This window comes from Roseateles sp. GW821-FHT09H10 (assembly GCF_059415865.1).
Window position 1 is genome coordinate 1,373,129 of the sequence record NZ_JBWKOB010000002.1, and the last position, 20,203, is coordinate 1,393,331.

A 20,203-nucleotide genomic window follows, 5' to 3' on the forward strand; every position below is an offset into this window, starting at 1 on the left:
CTTCAGTTCGAAACTTTGTTATCAGCTCCCAAACCCATGGCCCTGCAGTACCTGACCCTCCCCGTCACCGCCTTCCAGCAGAACTGTTCCCTCGTCTGGTGCGACGCCACCCGGGACGCCGCCCTCATCGACCCCGGTGGCGAGTTGCCGCGACTGCTGGCAGCGGTGCAGGAGCGTGGCCTGACGCTGAAGGCCATCTGGCTGACCCACGCCCATATCGACCACGCCGGCGGCACGGGTCAGCTGGCGCGCGAACAGGGCCTGCCCATCATCGGCCCGCACCCGGGCGACCAGTTCTGGATCGACGGCCTGGCCCAGCAGAGCCGCATGTTCGGCTTCCCGCCGGCCGAGGCCTTCGCGCCCGACCGCTGGCTGGCCGACGGCGACACCGTGCAGATCGGCCAGGAGACGCTGGCCGTGCGCCACTGCCCGGGCCACACACCCGGCCACGTCGTCTTCCACTCGGCGTCCGCCAGGCGCGCGTTCGTCGGCGATGTGCTGTTTGCCGGCGGCATCGGCCGCACCGATTTCCCCGGCGGCAACCATCAGCAGCTGCTCGATGCCATCCGCCAGCGCCTGTGGCCCATGGGGGACGACACCGTGTTCATTCCCGGCCATGGGCCGGAGAGCAGCATCGGAATCGAGCGCCGCAGCAATCCCTATGTTGCAGATGGCATTTGAGCGACGGCGCTCAGTAATTCCTTCACAAACACACTCAGCAACATTTACGCCCGGCGAGAAACATGCTCTCCTACGCTTTGATGATGGTTCGCAAGGCGCGGGCCGAGGAGTGCTTCGATGTGGTTGTCCGAGTTTGTGCAGCCGGGCCAGGTCCCCGGCGCCCGTCCGCGTGAACGCCGCCAGGCGGCTTCGCTGTCCAATCAATGGCTGGGTTTGGTGCTGGAGGAGCTCGACCATGGCGTCGTGCTGCTCAACGGCGGCGGCCGCGTGCTGCACAGCAATCTCGCGGCGCGCGCGTCGCTGGATGACAACCACCCGCTGGAGCTTGTCGGCCAGCATCTGCGCGCCCGCCTGCTGACCGACGCGGTGCCGCTGGCCGAGGCGCTGGAAGGCGCCGAGGCGAGCGGCCGCCGCTGCCTGCTGCGCCTGGGCGATGACCGCGCCGAGTGCGGCCGCGCCAATGTCGTCGTCGTGCCGCTGAATCGCGATGTCAGCCAGGCGGCCGTGCTGCTGATCCTGGAGCGGCGCGCCCTCTGCGGCGACCTGGCCGCGCAATGGTTCGCGCTGCGCTACCAGCTGACCCCGGCCGAGACCGAGGTGCTGAAGGCCCTGTCCAACGGCGTCAAGCCGACCGAGGTCGCGCAGCGCCAGGGCGTGGCCATCTCGACGGTGCGCAGCCAGATCCAGAGCATCCGCGCCAAGAGCGGCGCGGACAGCATCGGCGAATTGATGCGCCAGCTGGCCCTCCTTCCGCCGCTTGTTTCGTCGCTCAGACCCGCCAAGCTGGTCAATTGATCCAGTGAACTAACATTCCGGCGCGCCACGGGCCTCATGCCCCTGGGCGCCGCCGGATGCCTGACGACACCCTCGACACCGAACTCATGGCCCTGCCGCCCTCGCTGCGGCTGCTGGCCGCGCGCGGCATGGCGCGCAGCTACCGCAAGGGCATCGTGCTGATCGAGGAAGGCTCGGTCGGCGACAACCTCTACCTGATCCTGTCCGGCTCGCTGCGCGCCTTCAGCAGCGATGCACGCGGCCGCGAGATCACCTACGGCGTCTACGGCCCCGGCGAATACGTCGGCGAGATGAGCCTGGACGGCGGGCCGCGCTCGGCCAGCGTCATCACCGAGGAGGCCAGCCGCCTGGTCATGGTCACGCGGGCCAGCCTGCTGACCCACATCAGCGAGCACCCCGAGTTCGCCTTCGAGCTGCTGACCAAGGTCATCCGCCGCGCCCGCGCCGCGACGCTGTCGACCAAGCAGCTGGCGCTGAACGATGTCTATGGCCGGCTCAAGAACCTCGTCGACGAGTCGACGGGCGACGGCCGCCACCTCGAGCTGACCCACCAGGGCATGGCCCAGCGCCTGGGCTGCTCGCGGGAGATGGTGTCCAAGCTGGTCAAGGACCTGGAGCTGGGCGGCTATCTGCGCCGCGTGGCCGCGGGCGAATACCAGCGGCTGAAGAACCTGCCGGCGCGCTGGTGACATGGCGCCCCTCGGCCGGCGATTACACCGGCCGATCCCCCGCGGGGATGCGGGCCGGCTAGGGGCGGCCCGTCGCTCGGCCCGTCACTTGTTGGCGCGCGTCGGCAGCGGCGGCGCGACCGGGAAGCGCTGATCGGGCTTGGGCGCGCGCTTGTACAGGCCGTCGACCTGGGGCAGGCTGGCCTGGATGTCGCGGATGCGCGTCGTGCTGGCCGGGTGGGTGGACAGCCATTGCGGCGGCGCGCCCTTGTTGGCCGTCATCATCTTTTCCCACAGCCGCACGGCGGCGGACGGGTCGTAGCCGGCGCGGGCCGACAGCTCGATGCCGACCAGGTCGGCCTCGCTCTCGTCGTCGCGGCTGAAGCGCAGATTCACCAGCTGCCCGCCCAGGCCGGCGATGCCGCGGCCGAGGTTGCCCAGGCCGAACAAGGCCGAGCCCAGCTCGATGACGACATTGGTCGCGGCCGACTTGCCCACCCGCTCACGCGCATGTTCGCGCAGCGCGTGCGCGACCTCGTGGCCCATGATGGCGGCGACCTCGTCGTCCTCGAGCTTGAGCTTCTCAAGGATGCCGTAGAAGAAGGCGATCTTGCCGCCCGGCATGCAGAAGGCGTTCAGCTGCGCGCTGGCCAGCAGGTTGACCTCCCACTTCCATTGCCGGGCACGGTCATTCCATTCGTAGCTGAAGGGAATGATGCGCTGGGCGATATAGCGCAGCCGCTGCGCCTGCGGGTGTTCCATGGGCGCCAGGGCGCGCTGCTGGCCGGCCTCGCGCATCATCTGCGCGTACTGCTGGCCGCCGGCCGTTTCGAGCTGGTCGGCCGACACGAAGCCGGTGAACTTGCTCTTGGGGCCGACGTCGACGCCTTCGCGCGCCCAGGCCGGCAGCAGGGCCGTGGCGCCGGCGGCGCCCAGCAGGCCGGTGAACAGGCGGCGGCCGCGCCGGGCGGGGGGCGCGCAGCGGCCGGCGGCGCAATCGGCGCAGTTGCCAAACATGCGCGTCGGCGGGTGGCTGAACTGCAGGTCGTCGCGAAGCTGGAAGTCATCGGAAGGCATGCCGGCATTGTGCTTCGGCTGCAAAGCCTGCTCTCGTAGGACGAGCGCGCAGGACTGGCGACAATCAGTCCATGGACAGCCAGCAATTTCGCGCCGCCTTGGGGCTTTTTGCCACCGGCGTGACCATCGTCACCGTGCGCTCGCCCGACGGAGGCCTCGTCGGCCTCACCGCCAATTCCTTCAACTCCGTGTCGCTCGATCCGCCGCTGGTGCTGTGGAGCCTGTCGCGCCGGGCCGGCTCCATGCCGGTGTTCACGCATGGCTCCCACTATGCGATCAACATCCTGGCGGCCGACCAGAAGGAGCTGGCCCAGCGCTTCGCGATGCGCGACATCGACCGCTTTGCCGGCGTGGCCTGGCGCGAGGGGGCGGGCGGTGCGCCGGTGCTGGAGGGCGCGGTCGCCACTTTCGAGTGCGCCAACCGCAGCCGCTACGAGGAGGGCGACCATGTCATCTTCGTCGGCGAGGTCGAGCGCTGCACGGCCCGGGTCGGTGCCCAGCCGCTGATCTTCCACGGCGGGCGCTACTTCACCGAGTTGCCGTTGTGAGACCCCTCGTCCAGCCGCATACCGCTGAACGCGGATGCGTCTGACCGGTCCCCCGAGGGGACGGCGATGCTTGCGGCATTGAACCGCAAGCACATCGCCAGACGGGCCGGCTCGGGAGCGGCCCAGCGCTCGGCCCGGAATATGCCCGTTTCGTGCAGCGCGGGTTTTTCGGTGCTTGCTTTGTCGATCCGGCGGGGCCTGAATCGTCGAGACTGCAGAGGGATGTCCTCTGTCTCACATCAGGAACCACCATGCCCAGCACCGTCACCTTCCACCGCGTCCTGCGCTGCCCGCCGGACCGTGTCTACCGCGCCTTCACGACGCCGGCCGCGATGGCCAAGTGGCTGCCGCCCTTCGGCTTCACGGGCACCGTCCACGAGATGGACGCCCAGGTCGGCGGCAGCTACAAGATGTCGTTCACCAATTTCACGACCGGCGGCAGCCACAGCTTCGGCGGCCGCTACCTGGAGCTGGAGCCGGGCAAGAAGCTGCGCTACACAGCCGCCTTCGACGACCCCAACCTGCCCGGCGAGATGCAGACGACCGTTGAGCTGCGCGCCGTGTTCTGCGGCACCGAGGTCCACATCAAGCAGGAAGGCATCCCCGACGTCATCCCCGCCGAGGCCTGCTATCTCGGCTGGCAGGAATCGCTGACGCTGCTGGCCCAGCTGGCCGAGCCCGAGATTCCGCAGTGATCAGCTGAGGCGGCCGGCGGGAAAGGCAGCCGGCGCGCTGCCCAGCGCCCGCCAGCGCGCCGCCAGCAGCGCGGCTGACAGCAGGGGCACCGCCACGGCCAGCAGCCCCAGCGGCACGCCAGCCCATTGCACCAGCAGGTAGAGCAGCCCGGCGATCACGAAGAAGGCGAGCACCGGCCACAGCGCCGTCATGGTGTGCGGTGCGCGCATCTTGGCAAAGTGGCGGGTGAGGTTGAACGCCGTGACGGGCAGTGCGGCCAGTGGCAGGCAGAGCAGCCAGACGCTGTCGGCCACGGTGGCGAGGGCCGCCAGCGCGCTGCTGGTCACCAGCCAGGCGACCAGGCCGTCGCGCAGCTGGTGGGCGGCCACGGCGCGGTTCAGCGCGGCACCGCGGGGCATGGCGGGCAGCAGGCACAGCAACGCCTGTTCGCGCCGGCTGTGCCAGACCATCATGGGCAGCGAGAAGCTGGGGTTGTAGCCCATGCTGGCGATGCCGATGCCCATGCCCAAGGCGCCCGGCAGGAGGTTGTTCCAGGTCAGCTGGACGAAGCTGGACGCGATGGTGAAGGAGAGCATCACGATGACGACGACGACGACCATGGTCATCACCTGGCACAGCCAATGCTGCGTGCCGTGCAGCACGATGGCGGCGCGCGCCATCACGTTGCGCGGATTGCGGTTGTCCGCGCGCGCCAGCAGCCGGTCCTGCCAGACGTCGAAGGCGAGCGAGAAGGGACGGGTCAGCCATTCGATGGGGCGGCCCCAGACGTAGGCCGAGCCCTGCTTGCCTTCCAGGTGCATGCGCATTGCATTGCGCATGAGGACCCGCCTCGCATAGCGCGCCTGGTGCTGGGCGCCGCCGCCCTCGAAGGCGGCCGTCACGAGCGCGGCCTGGGCCAGCAGGCTGAACAGCAGGAAGACGCCGGTATGCGCCGCCCAGAGCTCGGCGATGGCCCGGCCCAGTGGCGCCAGGTGGCCGGCCAAGGACCCGAGCAGCGGCGACAGTATCGTCAGTGCCAGCCACAGCCAGACCGACCGCGAGGACCACACCAGGAAGACGGCGACAAAGCCGTTGATCAGCAACAGGAGCTGCCAGTGGTGCTTGGGCACCAGCATGGCGTGCATCAGCAGTGTGCTGAGCGCCATGCACAGGGCCCAACCCAGCATCGCGGCGCGGCGCAGCGTGCGCAGCTGCCCCGGTACGCAGCGCGCGGCGTGCGGGTGGTTCTGCTCCTGCAGGTTGGCGGCGACGCCCAGCCAGGTGCCGAGCAGGACGAGCAGCAGCATGCCCGCCACCAGCCGCCAGCCGGCCTCGAAGGGCAGCCAGATCAGGACAGTGGCGGCGCTCAGAATCAGCGCTGCGGCCAGGGCGCGGCGCAGCCACGGCGCTGCCGGGTCGCGCTGGCGCCAGACGGCCAGCAGCACCTGCGAATGACGGGCGGCGGCGCTCATCAGGTCAGCTCCGAGAACAGGTCGTCGAGGTTGACGCGGTCGCCCGCGACGCCCGCCGGCAGCGCCCTGTCGGCCGGCAGCCGGGCCAGCACGCGCTCGCGGCCGGCCTCCAGCGGCGTGCGCTTGAGGGGCTGGGCGCCGAGGCGGGCCATCAGCGTGGCCATCTCGGTGACGCTGCCGGTGAAGGCGCGCACCTGGTCGAGCAACTCGTCCAGCGGTGCCTGCAGCGCGATGCGGCCCTGCGTCAGGAAGGCGAGGTTGAAGGCCACGCGCTCCAGGTCGGACAGGATGTGGGTGGAGAACACGACCGTCGCGCCGCGGTCCAGCACCTGGTCCACCAGTTCGCGCAGAAAGTCGCGGCGGCCGGCGGGGTCGAGGCTGGCGACGGGCTCGTCCAGCACCAGCAGGTCGGGCTCGTGGGCCAGCGCGCGGATGATGGACAGGCGCTGCTTCTGGCCGCCCGACAGCTTGCGGATGGGCTGGTCGGGCCGGATGTCCCAGCGCGACATCAGGCCCTCGACCTTGGCCTCGTTCCAGCGCGGGTAGAAGCTGCGGAAATAGGCCAGCAGCTGGGCCGGCGTGAAGGACTCGAACAGGTCGCTGTGCTGGGGCACATAGCCGATGCGGGCGCGCGCGGCGTCGTCCAGCTGCAGCACGTCCTGGCCGAACAGCCGCACCGCACCGACATCCGGCTCGCGCAGGCCGAGCAGCGTCTCCAGCAGCGTCGTCTTGCCGGCGCCGTTGCGGCCCAGCAGGCCGACGACCTGGCCGGGCAGCAGCTGCCAGTCCAGGTTCTGCAGCACATGGGCGCCGCGCGGATAGGACAGACTCACGCCGCTCAGTTCGGCGCTTGGCGTTTCGGAGTGGGGGAAGTGGGTCATGGGGCTTGCTCGTCGAGGATGGTCTTGAACAGGTTCAGCGCCTGGGTCTTGGACAGCTCCAGCTGGCGCGCTTCGGCGGCGGCCTTCTCCAGCGTGGGACGCAGCAGCTCCACGCGGTCGGCGGCGGGCTGGGCCTTCTGGTGCTGGGCCGCCACCACCATGGACAGGCCGCGGCGGCGCTCCAGCACGCCCTCCATCTCCAGCATGGAATAGGCCTTGGAGATGGTCATGGGGTGCACGGCCAGCGCTTGGGCCAGCTCCCGCACCGACGGGATCTCGTCGCCCGCCTTCAGCTGCCCGGCCGCGACGCGCCGCTTCACCTGCTCGATGAGCTGGCGGTAGATGGGCTCAGGCGAGCCGGTATTGATCTGGACGAAATGGGAGGGATCCATGCGCTACTGCCTATGTGTATCAGTACGATAGTACACGTGGACAGAAGGTGTCAAGATGGCATGGAATGCCCGTGCCGCCAGGGCAAAAAAAAGCGGCCCGCTTGGGCCGCCTTGCTTCAGTGTTGAAGTCAGTGTGCGCGCATGGTCTGGCGGCGCCGCCAGGCCAGCAACGGAAGGCCGAGCAGCAGCAGCGCTGCGGCGGCCGGCTCGGGCACGGGCATCTGTGCCACGAACATCTGCTGGCCACCCGTGAACGTCCCGATGGGATTGAGGTTCAGGTCGAAGATGGCGGGGGCAAGTTCCCTGCTGCCAACGATCAGCCGGCCGTCATGCGTCAGCAGCAGGTCGTCGGCATACAGCAGATTGGTGCTGGCCTTGACCTGTCCCGTCTGGCCGTCCAGGCGCATCAGCGCAAAGAAGTTGTCGGTGTGGCCCAGCATGCTGACGAAGATGTCGTGCGAGACGGGGTCGTACTCGACGCCGCGAGCGCCGCTGAACCATTCCGGATGGGGGTTGATCGAACGCACCAACTGGCCCTGCGGCGTGATCTCGTCGAGGTCGTACTCGGAGAGGACCAGCAGGTTGCCGGAAGGCAGGACTTCGACATCGAAGACCTGATTGTTGGTGTAGACCACGGTCGGCGTGGCGACGCCGGGTGTGAACGACAACAGCTCGTCCTGTGCCGCCACATAGAACCGGCCCTCCTTGCCGAAGGCAATCTTGCCGTAGGAGAGATTGCCATAGACATAGGTGTTGCTGCCGTAGGTCTCACGCAACGCGCCATTGCCATCGAACGCATAGACGGCCAGCCCGAATTGCGGCGTTGAAGCGACCGTGTAGAGCCAGCCCTGCGGGCCGAATGCCAAACCTCTCAGATCCCAGCCATAGCTGCTTGGCAATGTTTCCGATTCCAGCAACTGGCCGCTGGAGTCATGGTGCTGGATCGTGCGCGAGAAGTAGTTGGTCGAGTAGAGATCTCCGGGAACCAGTGAAACCGCTCCCGCTGCCCAACTGACGGCCATCAACGCAGCTGACGCCGCGAGTCGATAGATCGAACGCATATCTCTCCCTGAACTATTGGTTTGGCGAACGGGCGCGATGATGCATCAGTCCTCCGGGTGGGGCTGGGCATGAAATCCCCCGACTGAGGGGCTGGCAAGAGGTCGCGAGCCACCGGGCGCTGGGGCGCCCTCAAGGCCTCGTGCAAGGGCTGACGGGACTGCGCACAATGCGGGCTTCCTTGTCGTTGAAGTCACCCGCCATGCGCCGTCTGCTGATCGCTTCCGCCCTGTTCACCGCCCTGGCCGCCCAGGCCCAGAGTCTCGCCGTCAAGGTCGACGACCCCTGGGTGCGCGCCACCGTGGCGCCGCAGAAGGCCACCGGCGCCTTCATGCAGCTGACCTCGGCTAAGCCGGCCAAGGTGGTCGCGGCCAGCTCGCCGGTGGCGGCCATGGTCGAGATCCACGAGATGAAGATGGACGACGGCGTCATGAAGATGCGTGCCGTCGACGCGCTGCCTCTGCCCGCGGGCCAGGCCGTGGCGCTGAAGCCGGGCAGCTATCACGTCATGCTGATGGGCCTGAAGGGTCAGATCAAGGCCGGCGAGACCGTGCCGCTGACGCTGACCGTGGAGGGCGAGGACAGGCAGCGCACGACGGTCGAGATCAAGGCGCTGGCGCGCTGATGCACCGCCATGTACCGCGTTGACGCCACCGATCCCGAGAGCTATGTCGCCGCGCTGAGCGGCTGGCAGCAGGCCCGGGTGGTGGCCTTGCGCGCCGCCGTGCTGGAGGCCGCGCCGGGCCTGGAAGAGCGGCTGAAGTGGGGCCATCTCGTCTACTTCAGCAATGGCCCCGTGCTGCTGATCCGCGCCGAGCCCAGCCGCGTGCTGTTCGGCTTCTGGCGCGGCAAGCGCCTGCTGCATCTGGAGCCGCGCATGCGCGGCGGCGGCAAGTTCGAGCTGCGCACGCTGGAGCTGCGCGAGGACACGCCTTTCGAGCGCGATACTGCGCTCGCCCTGGTGAAGGCAGCCGTGGCGCTGAATACCGAGCTCGGCAACCCTCAACACTCGTCGTGAAGCCGACGTAAAGCCGGTTCAGCCCGGCTCTGGCGGCCGAGAATCCTGGACCACCCTGGAGTCGCCCATGGTCACCGCAGTCACCACCCCAGCCCCGGCCGTCGCGGTGTCCAGCGTGCGGCCCGAGGCCGAGCCGGTCGTCCGCAAGCCGGACGGCGGCGACAGGCGCGATCTGCAAGCCGTCGTCGTCAGCATCTCCACCGAGGGCGCGCAAAGGGCCGAAGCGGCCGCCCAGACGCCCGTGTCGGGTGACCGTGGCGCCAGCGCGACCACCAGCGTCGGCCGGACCTACGAGCCGGCCGATACCAACGAGGACGGCGAGGTCTCGCCGCTGGAAGAGACGGCCTACGAGGCCAGGCTGGCGGCCGAGAAGCAGGCGAAGGCGGAGGCGAACAGCGGCCGCATCGCCGAGGCCGATACAGCGGTCAGGGCCTACGAAGCGGTCGAGCAGCTCGGCGCTGCGGGCTGAGGGCCGTCAGACCCGGGCCGCATTGACCGCGATCTCGGCGGCCAGCCGCGGCCACAAGGCCTCGGGCAGGTCGTGACCCCAGCCGGCGATGGTCTCCAGCCGCGCATCGGGAATGCGCTTGGCGAGGTCATGCGCGGCGGCGACCGGGATCAGCGCATCGTCCTGGCCGTGGATGACGAGGGTGGGCGCCGTGATGCGCGACACCCTCTCGGCGCGGTGCGCATCGGCGGCGATGGCCACCATCTGGCGGGCGACGGCCTGGGGCCGGAAGGCGCGCTTCACGCCGCGCGCTAGGCGCTCGCGCAGGGCTTGGGGCTCGGGCGGGTAGCCGGGGCTGCCGATGACGCCGTAGAGGCGGACGTAATGGTCGAGGATGTTCTCGAACTTCTGCTCGGGCGTGGCCGCCGGCTTGGGGCGCGACAGCAGGGCGCCGCGCACGCGCAGGCTTTCCTTGGGTACGTCGCGGTGGCCGCTGGTCGTCATCATCAGCGTCAGGCTCTTCAGCCGCTGCGCGTGCGAGAAACCCAGGTGCTGGGCAATCATGCCGCCCATCGACGCACCGCAGACATGGGCCCGGGCGATGCCCAAGGCGTCCAGCACGCCGACGGCGTCGCGCGCCAGGTCGCTGAGCTGGTAAGGCGCCTTGACCGGCAGGCGCAGCGTGTGCAGCAGGGCCGCCAGCGGGATGTTGGCCGGGCCGAGCTCGTCGAAGGACTGCGACAGGCCGACATCGCGGTTGTCGAAGCGGATGACGCGAAAGCCCTTGGCCACCAGCTGCTCCACCAGGCCCTCGGGCCAGGCGATGAGCTGCATGCCCAGGCCCATGATCATCAGCAGGGGCTCGCCGTCGGCGGGCCCGTGGATGTCGACCTCGATGCGGACGCCGTTGGCTGATACCTGCATCTTGATTCAGCAGCCAGCGGGCATTTCCGAGGCGCGCGCAGCGCCGCCGTCCTTGGCGCGGCTGCCGTGGACCCGGCTTTGCCGGGCCACTGGCAGCGCCCCCTTGAGGGGGCTCGCGAAGCGAGTAGGGGGTGGTCTCATCCCAGGTCGACCTGGCGCTCGATGACGCGCGAGACCAGGCCGTAGGCGATGGCCTCCTCGGTGCCCATCCAGAAGTCGCGCTCGATGTCGATGCGCACGCGCTCCAGCGGCTGGCCGGTTTCGCGGGCGATGACGGCGGCGATGCGCTCGCGGGTGCGCAGGATTTCCTTGGCCTGGATGGCGATGTCGCTGGCCTGGCCGCCGGCGCCGCCGGCCGGCTGGTGGATCATGAAGCGCGTGTTGGGCAGGGCGACGCGGCGCTCCTTGGGCACGGCCAGGTAGATGTGGGTGCCGGCGCTGGCGACCCAGCCCGTGCCCACGGTCGTGACCGGGGCGCGCACGAAACGGATCATGTCGTGGATGGCGTCGCCGCTCTCCACATGGCCGCCGGGCGAGGAGATCAGCAGCGTGATGGGGGCGTCCGACTCCTGCGACAGGGCCAGCAGGCGGCGGCAGGTGGCATGGGCCATCTTGTCGTCGATCTCGCCAAAGATCATCACGTAGCGGCCCTTGAAGAGCAGCTGCTCTTCCATCTTCTCGGGGGCGTCTTTCTTGGCGGCCTTGTCGTCGGCGGCGAGGGTGTGGTGGTGCATGGGCATATCCGGTTGAAGGCGATACCTTACCGCGAGTGAGGCGGGGGAGGTCGCGCGAGGTGCAGGGTGCGGTCAGGCGTCGCGCCGCCTTCGCCACCAGATGAGGCTGGCGGCCAGGAATAAAAGGGCGAAGCAGGCCGTGGTCCAGACGACCGTGCGCACGACGAAGCGCGATGTGGCGGCGGGCTGGGAGGGTGTCGCCAGGGCGAATGCAACCAGCACGCCCACGAGGACGGACAGCGCGAGACCGGCGAGGAGCAGCCGCTTGCGCAGCACTTCGCTGTCGGGCGACGACACCGCCGGCATGGGCCGCGATCGGATGCTGCCCCGGTAGACCCAAGCCATGGCTGCCAGGCCCAGGGCCGTGCTCAGGTGCTGCAGCAGGTTGAAAACGCGAATCTGCCGGTCGCCCGCAGCGAAGAGCTGCAGGTCAAGCAGGGGAATCAGCGCCACGCCCCAGCGGTTCGCATGGGTGAAGGAATCCCACAGCACATGGCTGGCGGCGCCGATCAGCAGGGACAGGGCGGCGATCATGAACTCGACCCGGCCGCTGCGCCCGGTGCTTTGAAACGCCGCGCGCGAGAGCTGCCGATGCGGCGTGGGCAGCAGCACCGTCAGCGGCCGCAGGAAACGCGTCAGCAGCGCGAGCAGCAACAGGCCCAGGGGCAGGCAGCAAACGACGATGCCCAGCGGCGTATGGCTGAACGACGACATCTCGAGCTGCCCGCCGTAATAGCCCAGATCGGGCATCAGCGACCCGAGCACCAGGGCCGGGAGGGACAGCCAGCGCGGGCAGAGCCGGCGCAGCGGCAGCACCGCCGCGGGGTGGGCAAATGTCCAGGGCAAGGGGGTGGGCGCCTAGGGCGCGAGATCGCAGGAGAGGCTCAGCCGGCTCACTCCGGCTTGACCGGTGTCCTGTAGAACCAGCGCCGTGCCCCCTTGGGCTCGAAGGGCTTCCATTCGCCATCGGGCTGGGCCAGGCGGTCGGCCAGCGCATACAGCGCGATGGGGTTGACGCCCAGGCCGATGTGGCTGGCCTGGACCTCGATGTTCTCGGTCAGCGGCGAAGGCTCGTTGACGCTGCAGCGCCAGGCGACGACGCCGTCGGTCTTGGAGTAGATGGAGGTCGTCGGCACCGGCGGGGCCTGGCGGATGGCCTCCAGCAGCTCGGGGTCGTTGGAGGCATGGCCGCTGACCATCTCGAAGAAGCGCCAGGCATTGGTGGCGCGCGGATGGCCGGTGAAGGGCGTGCCCAGGGTGATGACGCAGCGCGTCAGCTCGGGGCATTCCTTGGCCAGCTCGCGGGCATAGATGCCGCCCAGGCTCCAGCCCAGCAGGCTGACCTTGCGGCCGTGGCGGCGGTGCAGCTCGACGAGGTCGGCCTTGATCTGGTCCAGCACGCCGGCGCGCGGGCCGAAGTTGAAGCCCTGGCCCCAGCCCTGGGTGGCATAGCCCAGCGACTCCAGCATGGCGCGCAGCGGCGCGGTGGTGAAGTCATGCGCGCCCAGGCCCGGAAAGACCAAGACCGGATGGCCGTCGCCGTGCGGCAGCTTCTTCATCCACGGCATGGTGGCCAGCAGGGCCGCGTACTCCCAGGGTGCGCGGCCTTCCAGCATCAGCAGCCAGGCATTGGGTGCACGCAGGTCGGACCAGTCGGGATGCGCGTTGGTGGGGTTCTGGTTCCAGCGCGTGAAGCGTGGCGAGCGGGGGGCGGACATGCTGGAAAACAAGGCGGATCGGAGCAGGACAAAGCAGAGCCCATGTTAGCCAGCTGTCGCTGGTTTCCGGGGCGTGCTTGCCCGGGGGATGGCGTGTCGCGTTGGTGACTCGACTGGAGCGCTATTCGGGCCGATGGGGGCGCGATGCTGACAGGTCTTTGGGCTGGCGAAGCCAGAGCCTGCGGGTGCCGGCCACGAAGCGGTGCGGGTCGCTCGAGCCCTTCCATTCAGCCCATGCCAGCCACGCGAGGGCGGCCACCATCATCAGCAGATAGGCCCGCATGAAGAGCCGCTGCGAGCGCACGACCTCCTGCAGGTAGACGCCCAGGCCCAGAGCCGCCATGCCCAGCCAGCCCAAGAAGGGGAGGTCGCGGCGGTCGCGCACAGACCCGTCGCAATGCGGACACTGCTGGCGGACCGTTGTCGGCCGCCACCAGGGCACCTTGGGAGGCCACAACACCTGCGCTGGTGCGGCGAAGCGTTCGTGGCAATGCGGGCAGATGTATTTGCCCGGCGCGCGGGGCGCTTCCGCCGTCAGTTCGGCTTCGCAATGCGCGCAGACGGCATCGGGAGATGCCAAAGACGCGCCACAGCCTTGGCAGTGGAGGGCGGGCTCGTTCATCGAGTGAATCCGCCTTCGGACGAATAGCGGGTCGGACACTCGACCGTCATTTGCGCGCGCTTCTGGGAGGTTCCGAAGGCCTGGCGTGCATCAAAGGCCAGATAGCCGATCCAACACACGGACGCCGTCAGCAGTGCCAGGCCACCGATGCCCCTGAGCTGGGCGCGCCAACCCGCGACGGCAATGGTGTCCTGGGCTGGCGCCGAGTCCAGCGGCGGGGCATAGCCGCCGCGCAGGATCTGGAGGAAGCGACGGGCCATCCACAGGGCGGGCAGCAAGGTGAAAATGGGCACGCCGGGGAAGATGAACACCAAGGTCCAGCGCAAGGTTTCGGCCACTCCCACGCGACTGCACAGGAACAGGAGACCGTGTTCCATGACGTAGGACAGGCTATAGAGAACGCCGAGCGTCAACGCAGCGTTTCGCAACGGCGGCCACCATGAACCCGATGTGGGCTGACCCCGCAGGATGACTGCGCGGGCGCTGGCGGGATAGCTTGCCAGGCGCTCCTGCAACGCCTGCTCTCGCTTGGATGGCGTGTGGCCGTCGTCGTTGGCGACCTGCCAGATCAAGCCTATGCCGGCCAGCAAGACCAGGCCCCACAGCAGCAGATCCCAGGGTGAAGCGTCCACCGGCTATCAAGCCGCCTTGGCCACGCGCCGTTTGGCTGGCGCCTTCTTCGCCACGGTCTTCTTGGCCGCCACCTTCTTGGCCGGCGCCTTTTTCGCGACGGCCTTCTTCACCACCGGAACCGGCTCAGGCTCCACGACCTCGGCCACCGGCAGCGCCTGGAACTCCATGAAGGCGGCCTCGACATAGGCCGCGAACTCGGCCGTCTCGGGCATGGCTTCGCCGCAGGCCATCAGGCCGATGTCCAGGGACTGGTTGTAGGTCTGCACCGTCACGTTCAAGGCCAGGCCGTGAACGGCGATGGACGTGGGGTAGTTGGTCAGCATCTTGGCGCCGGCGAGATACAGCGGCAGTTGCGGCCCCGGCACATTGGAGATGACGACGTTGGCCACCACCGGCAGCTTCTCGGCCACCTTGGCGCGGCCGTAGAGCATGGCGCCGGCCTGCATCAGCCAGGGGATGCCCAGCGACGGGAAGTCCGTCGGCATCAGGCTCTTGAGCTGGCTCATCTGCGCCTTCATGGCCTTGCTGGAGGCCATCACATGGGCCAGGCGCTCGGCCGGGTCGCTAAGGTGGGTGCCCAGGCTCATGAAGGTCATGGTGGCCTGGTTGTTGGACGTGGTGTCGCCAGCGGCGCGCGTGGACACGGGCACTGCGGCGATCAGGCTCTTGCGCGGCAACGGGCCGTGCTTGGTCAGGAAGCGGCGCAGCGCGCCGCCGATGACGAAGAGGACGGCGTCGTTGACGCTGGCGTGATGGCGCTTGCGGGTGCGGTGCAGCTCGGCCAGGGCCAGGGTCACGCCCGAGAAGGCGCGCGAGTCGGACAGGCTGACGTTGAAGCGGGTGCGCGGTGCCGGGCCCAGGCTGGAAACCGCCTGCTTGCCGCGCACGACGGCCGTCGTCTGCGAAGCGACGCTGGACAGCAGGCTGCGCAGCTTGTCGATGGAGGCGCCGGCCGCGGCGCCGCCGGCATAGCCCATGGCCATGTTGCCGAGGATGTTGGCGGCGCTGGGCAGGGAGCGGGCCAGCTTGACGGTCTGCTTCCACTGCTGGGAGACGGCGGCGCGCAGCATGCCGACGGTGCCGAGCTGGCCGCGCTTCTTGCCGCGCGCAGCGATGGCGTCGATGGGGCGCGGCTCGGGGCTGAGGTCGAGGATGACCTGGGCCAGGGCGACGGCGGCCTGGCCGTCCACGGCGGCGTGGTGGAGCTGGGTGTAGAGGGCCACATGCTGCTCGCCGTCGGGGCCGGGCTCCAGGCCGGTGAAGACGTGGAACTTCCACAGCGGCAGGCCGCGGTCCAGCAGCACGGGGTGCAGGGCGCCGACCTGGGCTTCCAGCTCGGCCATGCCGCTGCCCGCGGGCAGGGCGATCTCGACGATGTGTTCTTCGAGATCGGGTTCGGCGTCCACCCAGCCCGGGTTGGACAGGCCCAGCGGCATGGCGACGAGGCGGCGGCGCAGGGCCGGCAGCAGCGGCATGCGGGCGCGCATGTGCTCGCGCAGGTCTTCGATGAAGTCGCCGTCGTAGCCGACCGGCAGTTCCAGCAGATGCAGGGCGCCGACATGCATCGGCATCTGCGGCGTTTCCAGGTAGAGGAAGCTGGCGTCGAGGCCGGCGAGCTGTTTCATCGGGGCGTCTCCTGGGCGTTGTCGGCCCAGCATACCCGCGCTCCCGGCCCCGGGCGTCTCGGGGGCGACCCTGGCCGGGCCGCCCTTCGCGTCACTCTTCAGGAACGAAGATCCACAGCAGGATGTAGAGCAGGATGCCGCTGCCGAAGGCCAGGAAGAGCACCGTGAAGATCAGGCGCCAGACCCAGGAGTCCAGGCCGGTGACCTTGGCGATGCCGCCGCAGACGCCGCCCAGCCAGCGGTCCAGGCGGGCGCGGCGCAGGCCGTTGACGGCGCCGACATTGGGGCTGGCGGCTGCGCTGCCGGCGCCGACGCCGGGGGCGGCCTGGCCGCTCAGCACGCGGGCCTTGGCGCGGGCGAACTCTTCGTCGTTGAGCACGCCACGGGCATGCAGGTCGGCCAGCTTGTTGAGTTCTTCGGCGTCGTTCATCTGGGACTCCTTGCGGTGTTGATGAGACGAAGCCTAGCGGCCCTGTGCGTGCGGGCCAGGGCCTTGCGACAGTCGGTCGTTTTCGTGGGACGCGGGCGCCGATTTCAATGGACGGGCTGCTTGGCGGGATCGACGTCGACGAACTGCCAGAAGTCCTGCCAGAACAGCGGGCGGCGGAAGCCGCTCATCCAGGGCTGCTCGATGTCGGTCAGGATGCGGTGGGCGTGGACCTTGTAGGCCATATAGGTCACGGCGATGCGCTTGGCTTCCCGGAACAGGGCCTCGCGCTCGGGGCCGTCGGGCATGCCCTGCATGCGGTCGTACAGGGCGTCGAAGCGCGCATCCTTGAAGCGCGGCAGGTTCTGCGTGCCCGAGGCCGGGCCGTAGAAGCGCTGAAGGGCCTCCTGGCCGTCCGATGAGGCCGCCGTCGAGCCCACCGGCCACATCTGGTAGTTGGCGGCCTGGGCGGCCTTCAGGTTCTCGGGCCATTGCTGGATCTTGGTCTTGAGCTTGATGCCGACGGCGCGCATGGCCTTCTCCCACAGCTGGTCGATGGCCAGGCTCAGCGAGTTGGGCTCGGTGTTGCGCGTGATGACGAGGGGCTTGCCGTCGGGCAGGTCGCGCCAGCCGTCGCCGTCCTTGTCGACATAGCCATACATGTCGAGCAGGGCCATGGCGCGCGCCGGGTCGTAGTCGCTCATCTCGCTCTTGAAGGCGGGGTCGTAGCCGCTGGTGTTGGGCACGATGGGCGACTGGGCCGGCACGCCCTGGCCGCGGCGCGCGACCTTGATCTCCTTGCGCACGTCGTAGGCCAGCGAGATGGCGCGGCGCAGCGCGACCTTGTCGGGCGTCAGCCCGCCGATGACCGGGTCCTCGAGGTTGAAGCAGGTCAGCGTCATGTCGGGCGCGAGCGTGAACACGGCCTGCATGCCGCGCTTGGCCAGGTTGGGTGCGATCTTGCCGCCGGGGGCGGCCTGGGTGATGAACTCCTCGGGCACGCGCTCGATGAAATCGTGCTCGTTGTTCAGGAAGGACAGCCAGCGCGGCTGGTTCTCGACGATGACATCGACGACGACGCGGTCCACCATCGGAATGCGCCGGCCCTTGAACTTGGCGAGGATGGCCTGGGCCTCCTTGTCGTCGGCGGCCGGCTGGGATTCGTAGACGCGTTCGCGGTAGGCCGGATTGCGCTCGAACACCATCTGCGAGCTGCGCCGCCACTCCTTCAGCAGGAAGGGGCCGGTGCCGACCGGATGCTCCATGATCTTGTCGCCGTAGAACTCGACGACCTCGCGGGCGACGACGCCGTAGATGTCGTTGCCGGCGAAGATGGATTCGATGAGGCGGGGGCGCGGGTCGATGGTCTTGACCTGCAGGGTGTAGCGGTCCAGCGCCCGCACGCCCTCGATCTCGGTGTCGTAGGGGAAGGGCTTCTTGGCCTTGATGACCTTCTCGCGCAGCTCGTTCAGGCCGACCAGGCCGTTCTCCTCGTAGGCCACCCAGGCCTGGGCGTTGGTGGCGGGGTCGGCGAAGCGCTTGATGCTGTAGACGAAGTCGGCCGCCGTGACCTCGCGCTTCTTGCCCTTGAAGGCCGGGTCGTCGGCGAAGTAGATGCCAGGCCGGATCTTCATCGTGAAGGTCTTGAAGTCGGCGCTGACCTCGGGCTCGCCGGCGGCCAGCAGCGGCATCAGCCGGGTCGGCCGGGCCAGCGGGTCGAAGGCGTAGAGCGTCTCGAAGATGTGGGCGGTGACGGTGCGCGAGTAGATGTCGGAGATGCGCGCCGGGTCGAAGCCGGTCTCGGCGATGCGGAAGGCATAGCGCAGCGTCTTGACGGGCTCGGCGGCCTGAGCCGGCGCGAGCGCCGCTGCGCAGACGGCCAGCGCGGCGAGCAGTTGTTTCATCACTTGGCCTTGGGCTTGGCGGCGGGGTCGATGTCGACGTACTTCCAGTAGTCGCGCACGAAGATGTTGCGGCTGTAGCCGTGCACCCAGGGGTGGGCCATGTCGGTCCAGATGCGGTGGACATGGAACTTGTAGGGCGCATAGGCGATCAGCAGGCGCTGGGCCTCCAGCATCAGCGCGGCGCGCTCGGGGCTGTCGGGCAGGGCCTTCTGCTTCTCGTACAGGGCCTCGAAGGCCGGCAGGTCGAAGCGGGCCTTGTTGGCCTTGCCCTTGGCGGCGCTCGAGCCCAGCGCGAGGAAGGTGTCGCCGTCCGGCGTCGTGCCCACCCAGCCCACGCCCCACATCTGCAGCTTGCCGGCGTTGGCGGCCTTGAGCTGCTCGGGGAACTTGCCGATCTTGAAGACCATGTTGATGCCCAGGGCATCCATGTTCTTCTTCCACTGCTCGGCCAGCTGGCGGCGCTCGCCGTCGGCCAGCGTCGAATACTCGATGACGAGGGGCTTGCCGTCGGGCAGCTCGCGGTAGCCGTCGCCGTCGACATCCTTGTACCCGTACATGTCCAGCAGGGCCTTGGCCTTGGGCAGGTTGTACTCGGTCATCTCGGACTTGAAGGCCGGGTCGTAGCCGAAGGCGACGGTGGGCACGGGGCTCTGGCTCTTCAGGGCCTGGCCGCGGCGCACGAGGCGGATCTCCTTGTCCAGGTCGACGGCCAGGTTGATGGCGCGGCGCAGCGCGATCTTCTCCGGCGTGTAGCCGCCGATGACCGGGTCCTCCATGTTGAAGTAGCTCAGCGAGATGTCGGAGCGCGGGTAGCGCGTCATCGAGATGCCCTGCTTGGCCAGGTTGGGCGCCAGCTTGTTGCCGGGGATGGCGATGCCGGCGAAGTCGATGGGCACCTCCTCGATCATGTCGGCCTCGCCGCGCAGGAAGGACAGCCAGCGCGGCTGGCTCTCCTCGATGATGTCGACGATGACGCGGTCCACCAGCGGCAGCTTCTTGCCCTGCAGCGCGGCGACCTCGGCCTGCAGCCGCGCGTCCGAGCCCGGCGGGGCGGTCTCGGCGTAGCGCACGTCGCGGAAGTTGGGGTTCTTCTCGAGCACGATGCGCGAGTTGCGCCGCCACTCGCCCAGCCGCCAGGCATTGGTGCCGACGGGGTGCTCCATGATCTTCTCGCCATAGAACTCGACCACCTCGCGCGCCACGGCGCCCAGGAAGCCGGCATCGCTGAACTGGTAGACGAAGCGCGGGTCGGCCACGCCCAGCTTGATCTGGAAGGTGTAGCGGTCCAGCGTCTTCAGGCCCTCGACGACGCGGTCGTAGTCGAAGGGCTTCTTGGCCTTCATCAGCTCGGTGCGCAGCTCCGACAGGCCGACGATCTTGACGTTCTCCAGCAGGTAGAGGTTGCCGCTCTTCCAGCGCGGGTCGTAGTGGCGCTTGATGCTGTAGACATAGTCCTCGGCCGTCAGCTCGCGCTTCTTGCCCTGGAAGGCCGGGTCGTCGGAGAAATAGATGCCCGGCTTGACCTTCATCGTGATGGTCTTGAAGTCGGCGCTGATCTCCGGCATCTCCGACAGCGTGGCGGGCCGCAGCTTGAAGGGGCGGGCGCCGAAGTCGTATTCCAGCGGCGAATCGAGGATGCCGGCGACGATGGCCTTGGAGTAGAGATCGGTGATCTGGGCCGGGTCGAAGCCGGTCTCGGCGACCTTGAAGGCCTGGCGGAGGACCTTCTCCTGGGCGTGGGCCGCATGGAGGGTGCAGGCCAGCAGCAGACCGGTCAGCAGGGCAGGTAACTTCATCACAGCGCGTTGTCAGGCTCTTGAAAACCGCGGAGTCTAGTGAAACCGTCAGGCCAAACCGGAAGTCAGCTCGCATAGACTCCGGCCCGTTTTCTCGTGTAACCCC

General features: G+C 68.7%; 23 protein-coding genes. 8 read left to right on the top strand and 15 right to left on the bottom strand.

The genetic code is table 11. The features are described 5' to 3' along the window. The first annotated feature begins 36 nt into the window (after positions 1–36). The 3 genes from AC07OY_RS14465 (at position 37) to AC07OY_RS14475 (ending at position 2,165) form a co-directional block, all read left to right on the top strand. On the top strand, positions 37–681 hold the full coding sequence (locus AC07OY_RS14465) for an MBL fold metallo-hydrolase (RefSeq protein ID WP_495043295.1): 645 nt from the start codon (positions 37–39) through the stop codon (positions 679–681). Positions 682–798: 117 nt separating this feature from the next. Beyond that, complete coding sequence (locus AC07OY_RS14470) at positions 799–1,476, top strand: helix-turn-helix transcriptional regulator (protein WP_495043296.1); 678 nt, start codon at positions 799–801, stop codon at positions 1,474–1,476. A 56-nt stretch (positions 1,477–1,532) separates the two neighbouring features. Then, positions 1,533–2,165 (top strand): Crp/Fnr family transcriptional regulator, encoded by a 633-nt coding sequence (locus AC07OY_RS14475; protein WP_495043297.1) that lies wholly within the window; start codon positions 1,533–1,535, stop codon positions 2,163–2,165. 84 nt (positions 2,166–2,249) lie between these two features. Here AC07OY_RS14475 and AC07OY_RS14480 read toward each other — a convergent pair whose 3' ends face one another. Beyond that, a complete protein-coding gene (locus AC07OY_RS14480) occupies positions 2,250–3,221 on the bottom strand; it encodes a M48 family metallopeptidase (RefSeq protein ID WP_495043298.1) in 972 nt (323 codons plus the stop codon). 71 nt (positions 3,222–3,292) lie between these two features. Between AC07OY_RS14480 and AC07OY_RS14485 the strand changes: the two genes are divergently transcribed. Together AC07OY_RS14485 and AC07OY_RS14490 are read left to right on the top strand one after the other, a co-directional pair. Then, positions 3,293–3,769 (top strand): flavin reductase family protein, encoded by a 477-nt coding sequence (locus tag AC07OY_RS14485; RefSeq protein ID WP_495043299.1) that lies wholly within the window; start codon positions 3,293–3,295, stop codon positions 3,767–3,769. A 251-nt stretch (positions 3,770–4,020) separates the two neighbouring features. Beyond that, positions 4,021–4,464: an SRPBCC family protein gene (locus AC07OY_RS14490; RefSeq protein ID WP_495043300.1), complete on the top strand. Its 444-nt coding sequence runs from the start codon at positions 4,021–4,023 to the stop codon at positions 4,462–4,464. Here AC07OY_RS14490 and AC07OY_RS14495 read toward each other — a convergent pair whose 3' ends face one another. From AC07OY_RS14495 to AC07OY_RS14510, 4 genes are all read right to left on the bottom strand, one after another. Then, a complete protein-coding gene (locus AC07OY_RS14495) occupies positions 4,465–5,916 on the bottom strand; it encodes a hypothetical protein (protein ID WP_495043301.1) in 1,452 nt (483 codons plus the stop codon). Next, on the bottom strand, positions 5,916–6,797 hold the full coding sequence (locus AC07OY_RS14500; protein WP_495043302.1) for an ABC transporter ATP-binding protein: 882 nt from the start codon (positions 6,795–6,797) through the stop codon (positions 5,916–5,918). The genes AC07OY_RS14495 and AC07OY_RS14500 overlap by 1 nt, the downstream gene beginning before the upstream one ends. Next, entirely contained in the window at positions 6,794–7,189 is a 396-nt protein-coding gene (locus AC07OY_RS14505; RefSeq protein WP_495043303.1) for a GntR family transcriptional regulator, read from the bottom strand. Before AC07OY_RS14505 ends, AC07OY_RS14500 begins: the two co-directional genes overlap by 4 nt. Positions 7,190–7,317: 128 nt before the next feature. Beyond that, positions 7,318–8,250, bottom strand: coding sequence for a PEP-CTERM sorting domain-containing protein (locus tag AC07OY_RS14510; protein WP_495043304.1), 933 nt, complete (start codon positions 8,248–8,250; stop codon positions 7,318–7,320). Between the two features lie 200 nt (positions 8,251–8,450). Between AC07OY_RS14510 and AC07OY_RS14515 the strand changes: the two genes are divergently transcribed. The 3 genes from AC07OY_RS14515 (at position 8,451) to AC07OY_RS14525 (ending at position 9,735) form a co-directional block, all read left to right on the top strand. Continuing rightward, positions 8,451–8,873, top strand: a complete 423-nt coding sequence (locus AC07OY_RS14515; RefSeq protein ID WP_495043305.1) for a copper chaperone PCu(A)C — start codon at positions 8,451–8,453, stop codon at positions 8,871–8,873. 9 nt (positions 8,874–8,882) lie between these two features. After that, a complete protein-coding gene (locus AC07OY_RS14520) occupies positions 8,883–9,266 on the top strand; it encodes a DUF1801 domain-containing protein (protein ID WP_495043306.1) in 384 nt (127 codons plus the stop codon). Positions 9,267–9,333: 67 nt separating this feature from the next. After that, positions 9,334–9,735, top strand: a complete 402-nt coding sequence (locus tag AC07OY_RS14525; protein WP_495043307.1) for a hypothetical protein — start codon at positions 9,334–9,336, stop codon at positions 9,733–9,735. Positions 9,736–9,741: 6 nt separating this feature from the next. Here the strand turns inward: AC07OY_RS14525 and AC07OY_RS14530 are convergent, their stop codons facing one another. The 10 genes from AC07OY_RS14530 to AC07OY_RS14575 all read right to left on the bottom strand — a co-directional run bounded on the left by AC07OY_RS14530 (position 9,742) and on the right by AC07OY_RS14575 (position 20,097). Continuing rightward, positions 9,742–10,638 (bottom strand): alpha/beta fold hydrolase, encoded by an 897-nt coding sequence (locus tag AC07OY_RS14530; RefSeq protein ID WP_495043308.1) that lies wholly within the window; start codon positions 10,636–10,638, stop codon positions 9,742–9,744. 137 nt (positions 10,639–10,775) lie between these two features. Then, the gene (locus AC07OY_RS14535; RefSeq protein WP_495043309.1) at positions 10,776–11,372 is read right to left on the bottom strand and encodes an ATP-dependent Clp protease proteolytic subunit; all 597 of its coding nucleotides are present in this window, start codon (positions 11,370–11,372) and stop codon (positions 10,776–10,778) included. 72 nt (positions 11,373–11,444) lie between these two features. Further along, complete coding sequence (locus tag AC07OY_RS14540; RefSeq protein ID WP_495043310.1) at positions 11,445–12,218, bottom strand: DUF4184 family protein; 774 nt, start codon at positions 12,216–12,218, stop codon at positions 11,445–11,447. Positions 12,219–12,265: 47 nt separating this feature from the next. Then, complete coding sequence (locus AC07OY_RS14545; protein WP_495043311.1) at positions 12,266–13,090, bottom strand: esterase/lipase family protein; 825 nt, start codon at positions 13,088–13,090, stop codon at positions 12,266–12,268. Between the two features lie 121 nt (positions 13,091–13,211). After that, a complete protein-coding gene (locus AC07OY_RS14550) occupies positions 13,212–13,712 on the bottom strand; it encodes a hypothetical protein (RefSeq protein ID WP_495043312.1) in 501 nt (166 codons plus the stop codon). After that, positions 13,709–14,344 carry a hypothetical protein gene (locus tag AC07OY_RS14555; RefSeq protein ID WP_495043313.1) on the bottom strand — a complete coding sequence of 212 codons (636 nt, stop codon included), beginning with the start codon at positions 14,342–14,344 and terminating at the stop codon, positions 13,709–13,711. The genes AC07OY_RS14550 and AC07OY_RS14555 overlap by 4 nt, the downstream gene beginning before the upstream one ends. A gap of 6 nt (positions 14,345–14,350) precedes the next feature. Further along, complete coding sequence (locus AC07OY_RS14560; RefSeq protein WP_495043314.1) at positions 14,351–15,970, bottom strand: wax ester/triacylglycerol synthase family O-acyltransferase; 1,620 nt, start codon at positions 15,968–15,970, stop codon at positions 14,351–14,353. 91 nt (positions 15,971–16,061) lie between these two features. After that, a complete protein-coding gene (locus tag AC07OY_RS14565) occupies positions 16,062–16,400 on the bottom strand; it encodes a PspC domain-containing protein (RefSeq protein ID WP_495043315.1) in 339 nt (112 codons plus the stop codon). 104 nt (positions 16,401–16,504) lie between these two features. Next, positions 16,505–18,301 (bottom strand): ABC transporter substrate-binding protein, encoded by a 1,797-nt coding sequence (locus AC07OY_RS14570; protein WP_495043316.1) that lies wholly within the window; start codon positions 18,299–18,301, stop codon positions 16,505–16,507. Further along, a complete protein-coding gene (locus tag AC07OY_RS14575) occupies positions 18,301–20,097 on the bottom strand; it encodes an ABC transporter substrate-binding protein (RefSeq protein ID WP_495043317.1) in 1,797 nt (598 codons plus the stop codon). The genes AC07OY_RS14570 and AC07OY_RS14575 overlap by 1 nt, the downstream gene beginning before the upstream one ends. Positions 20,098–20,203: the final 106 nt, after the last annotated feature.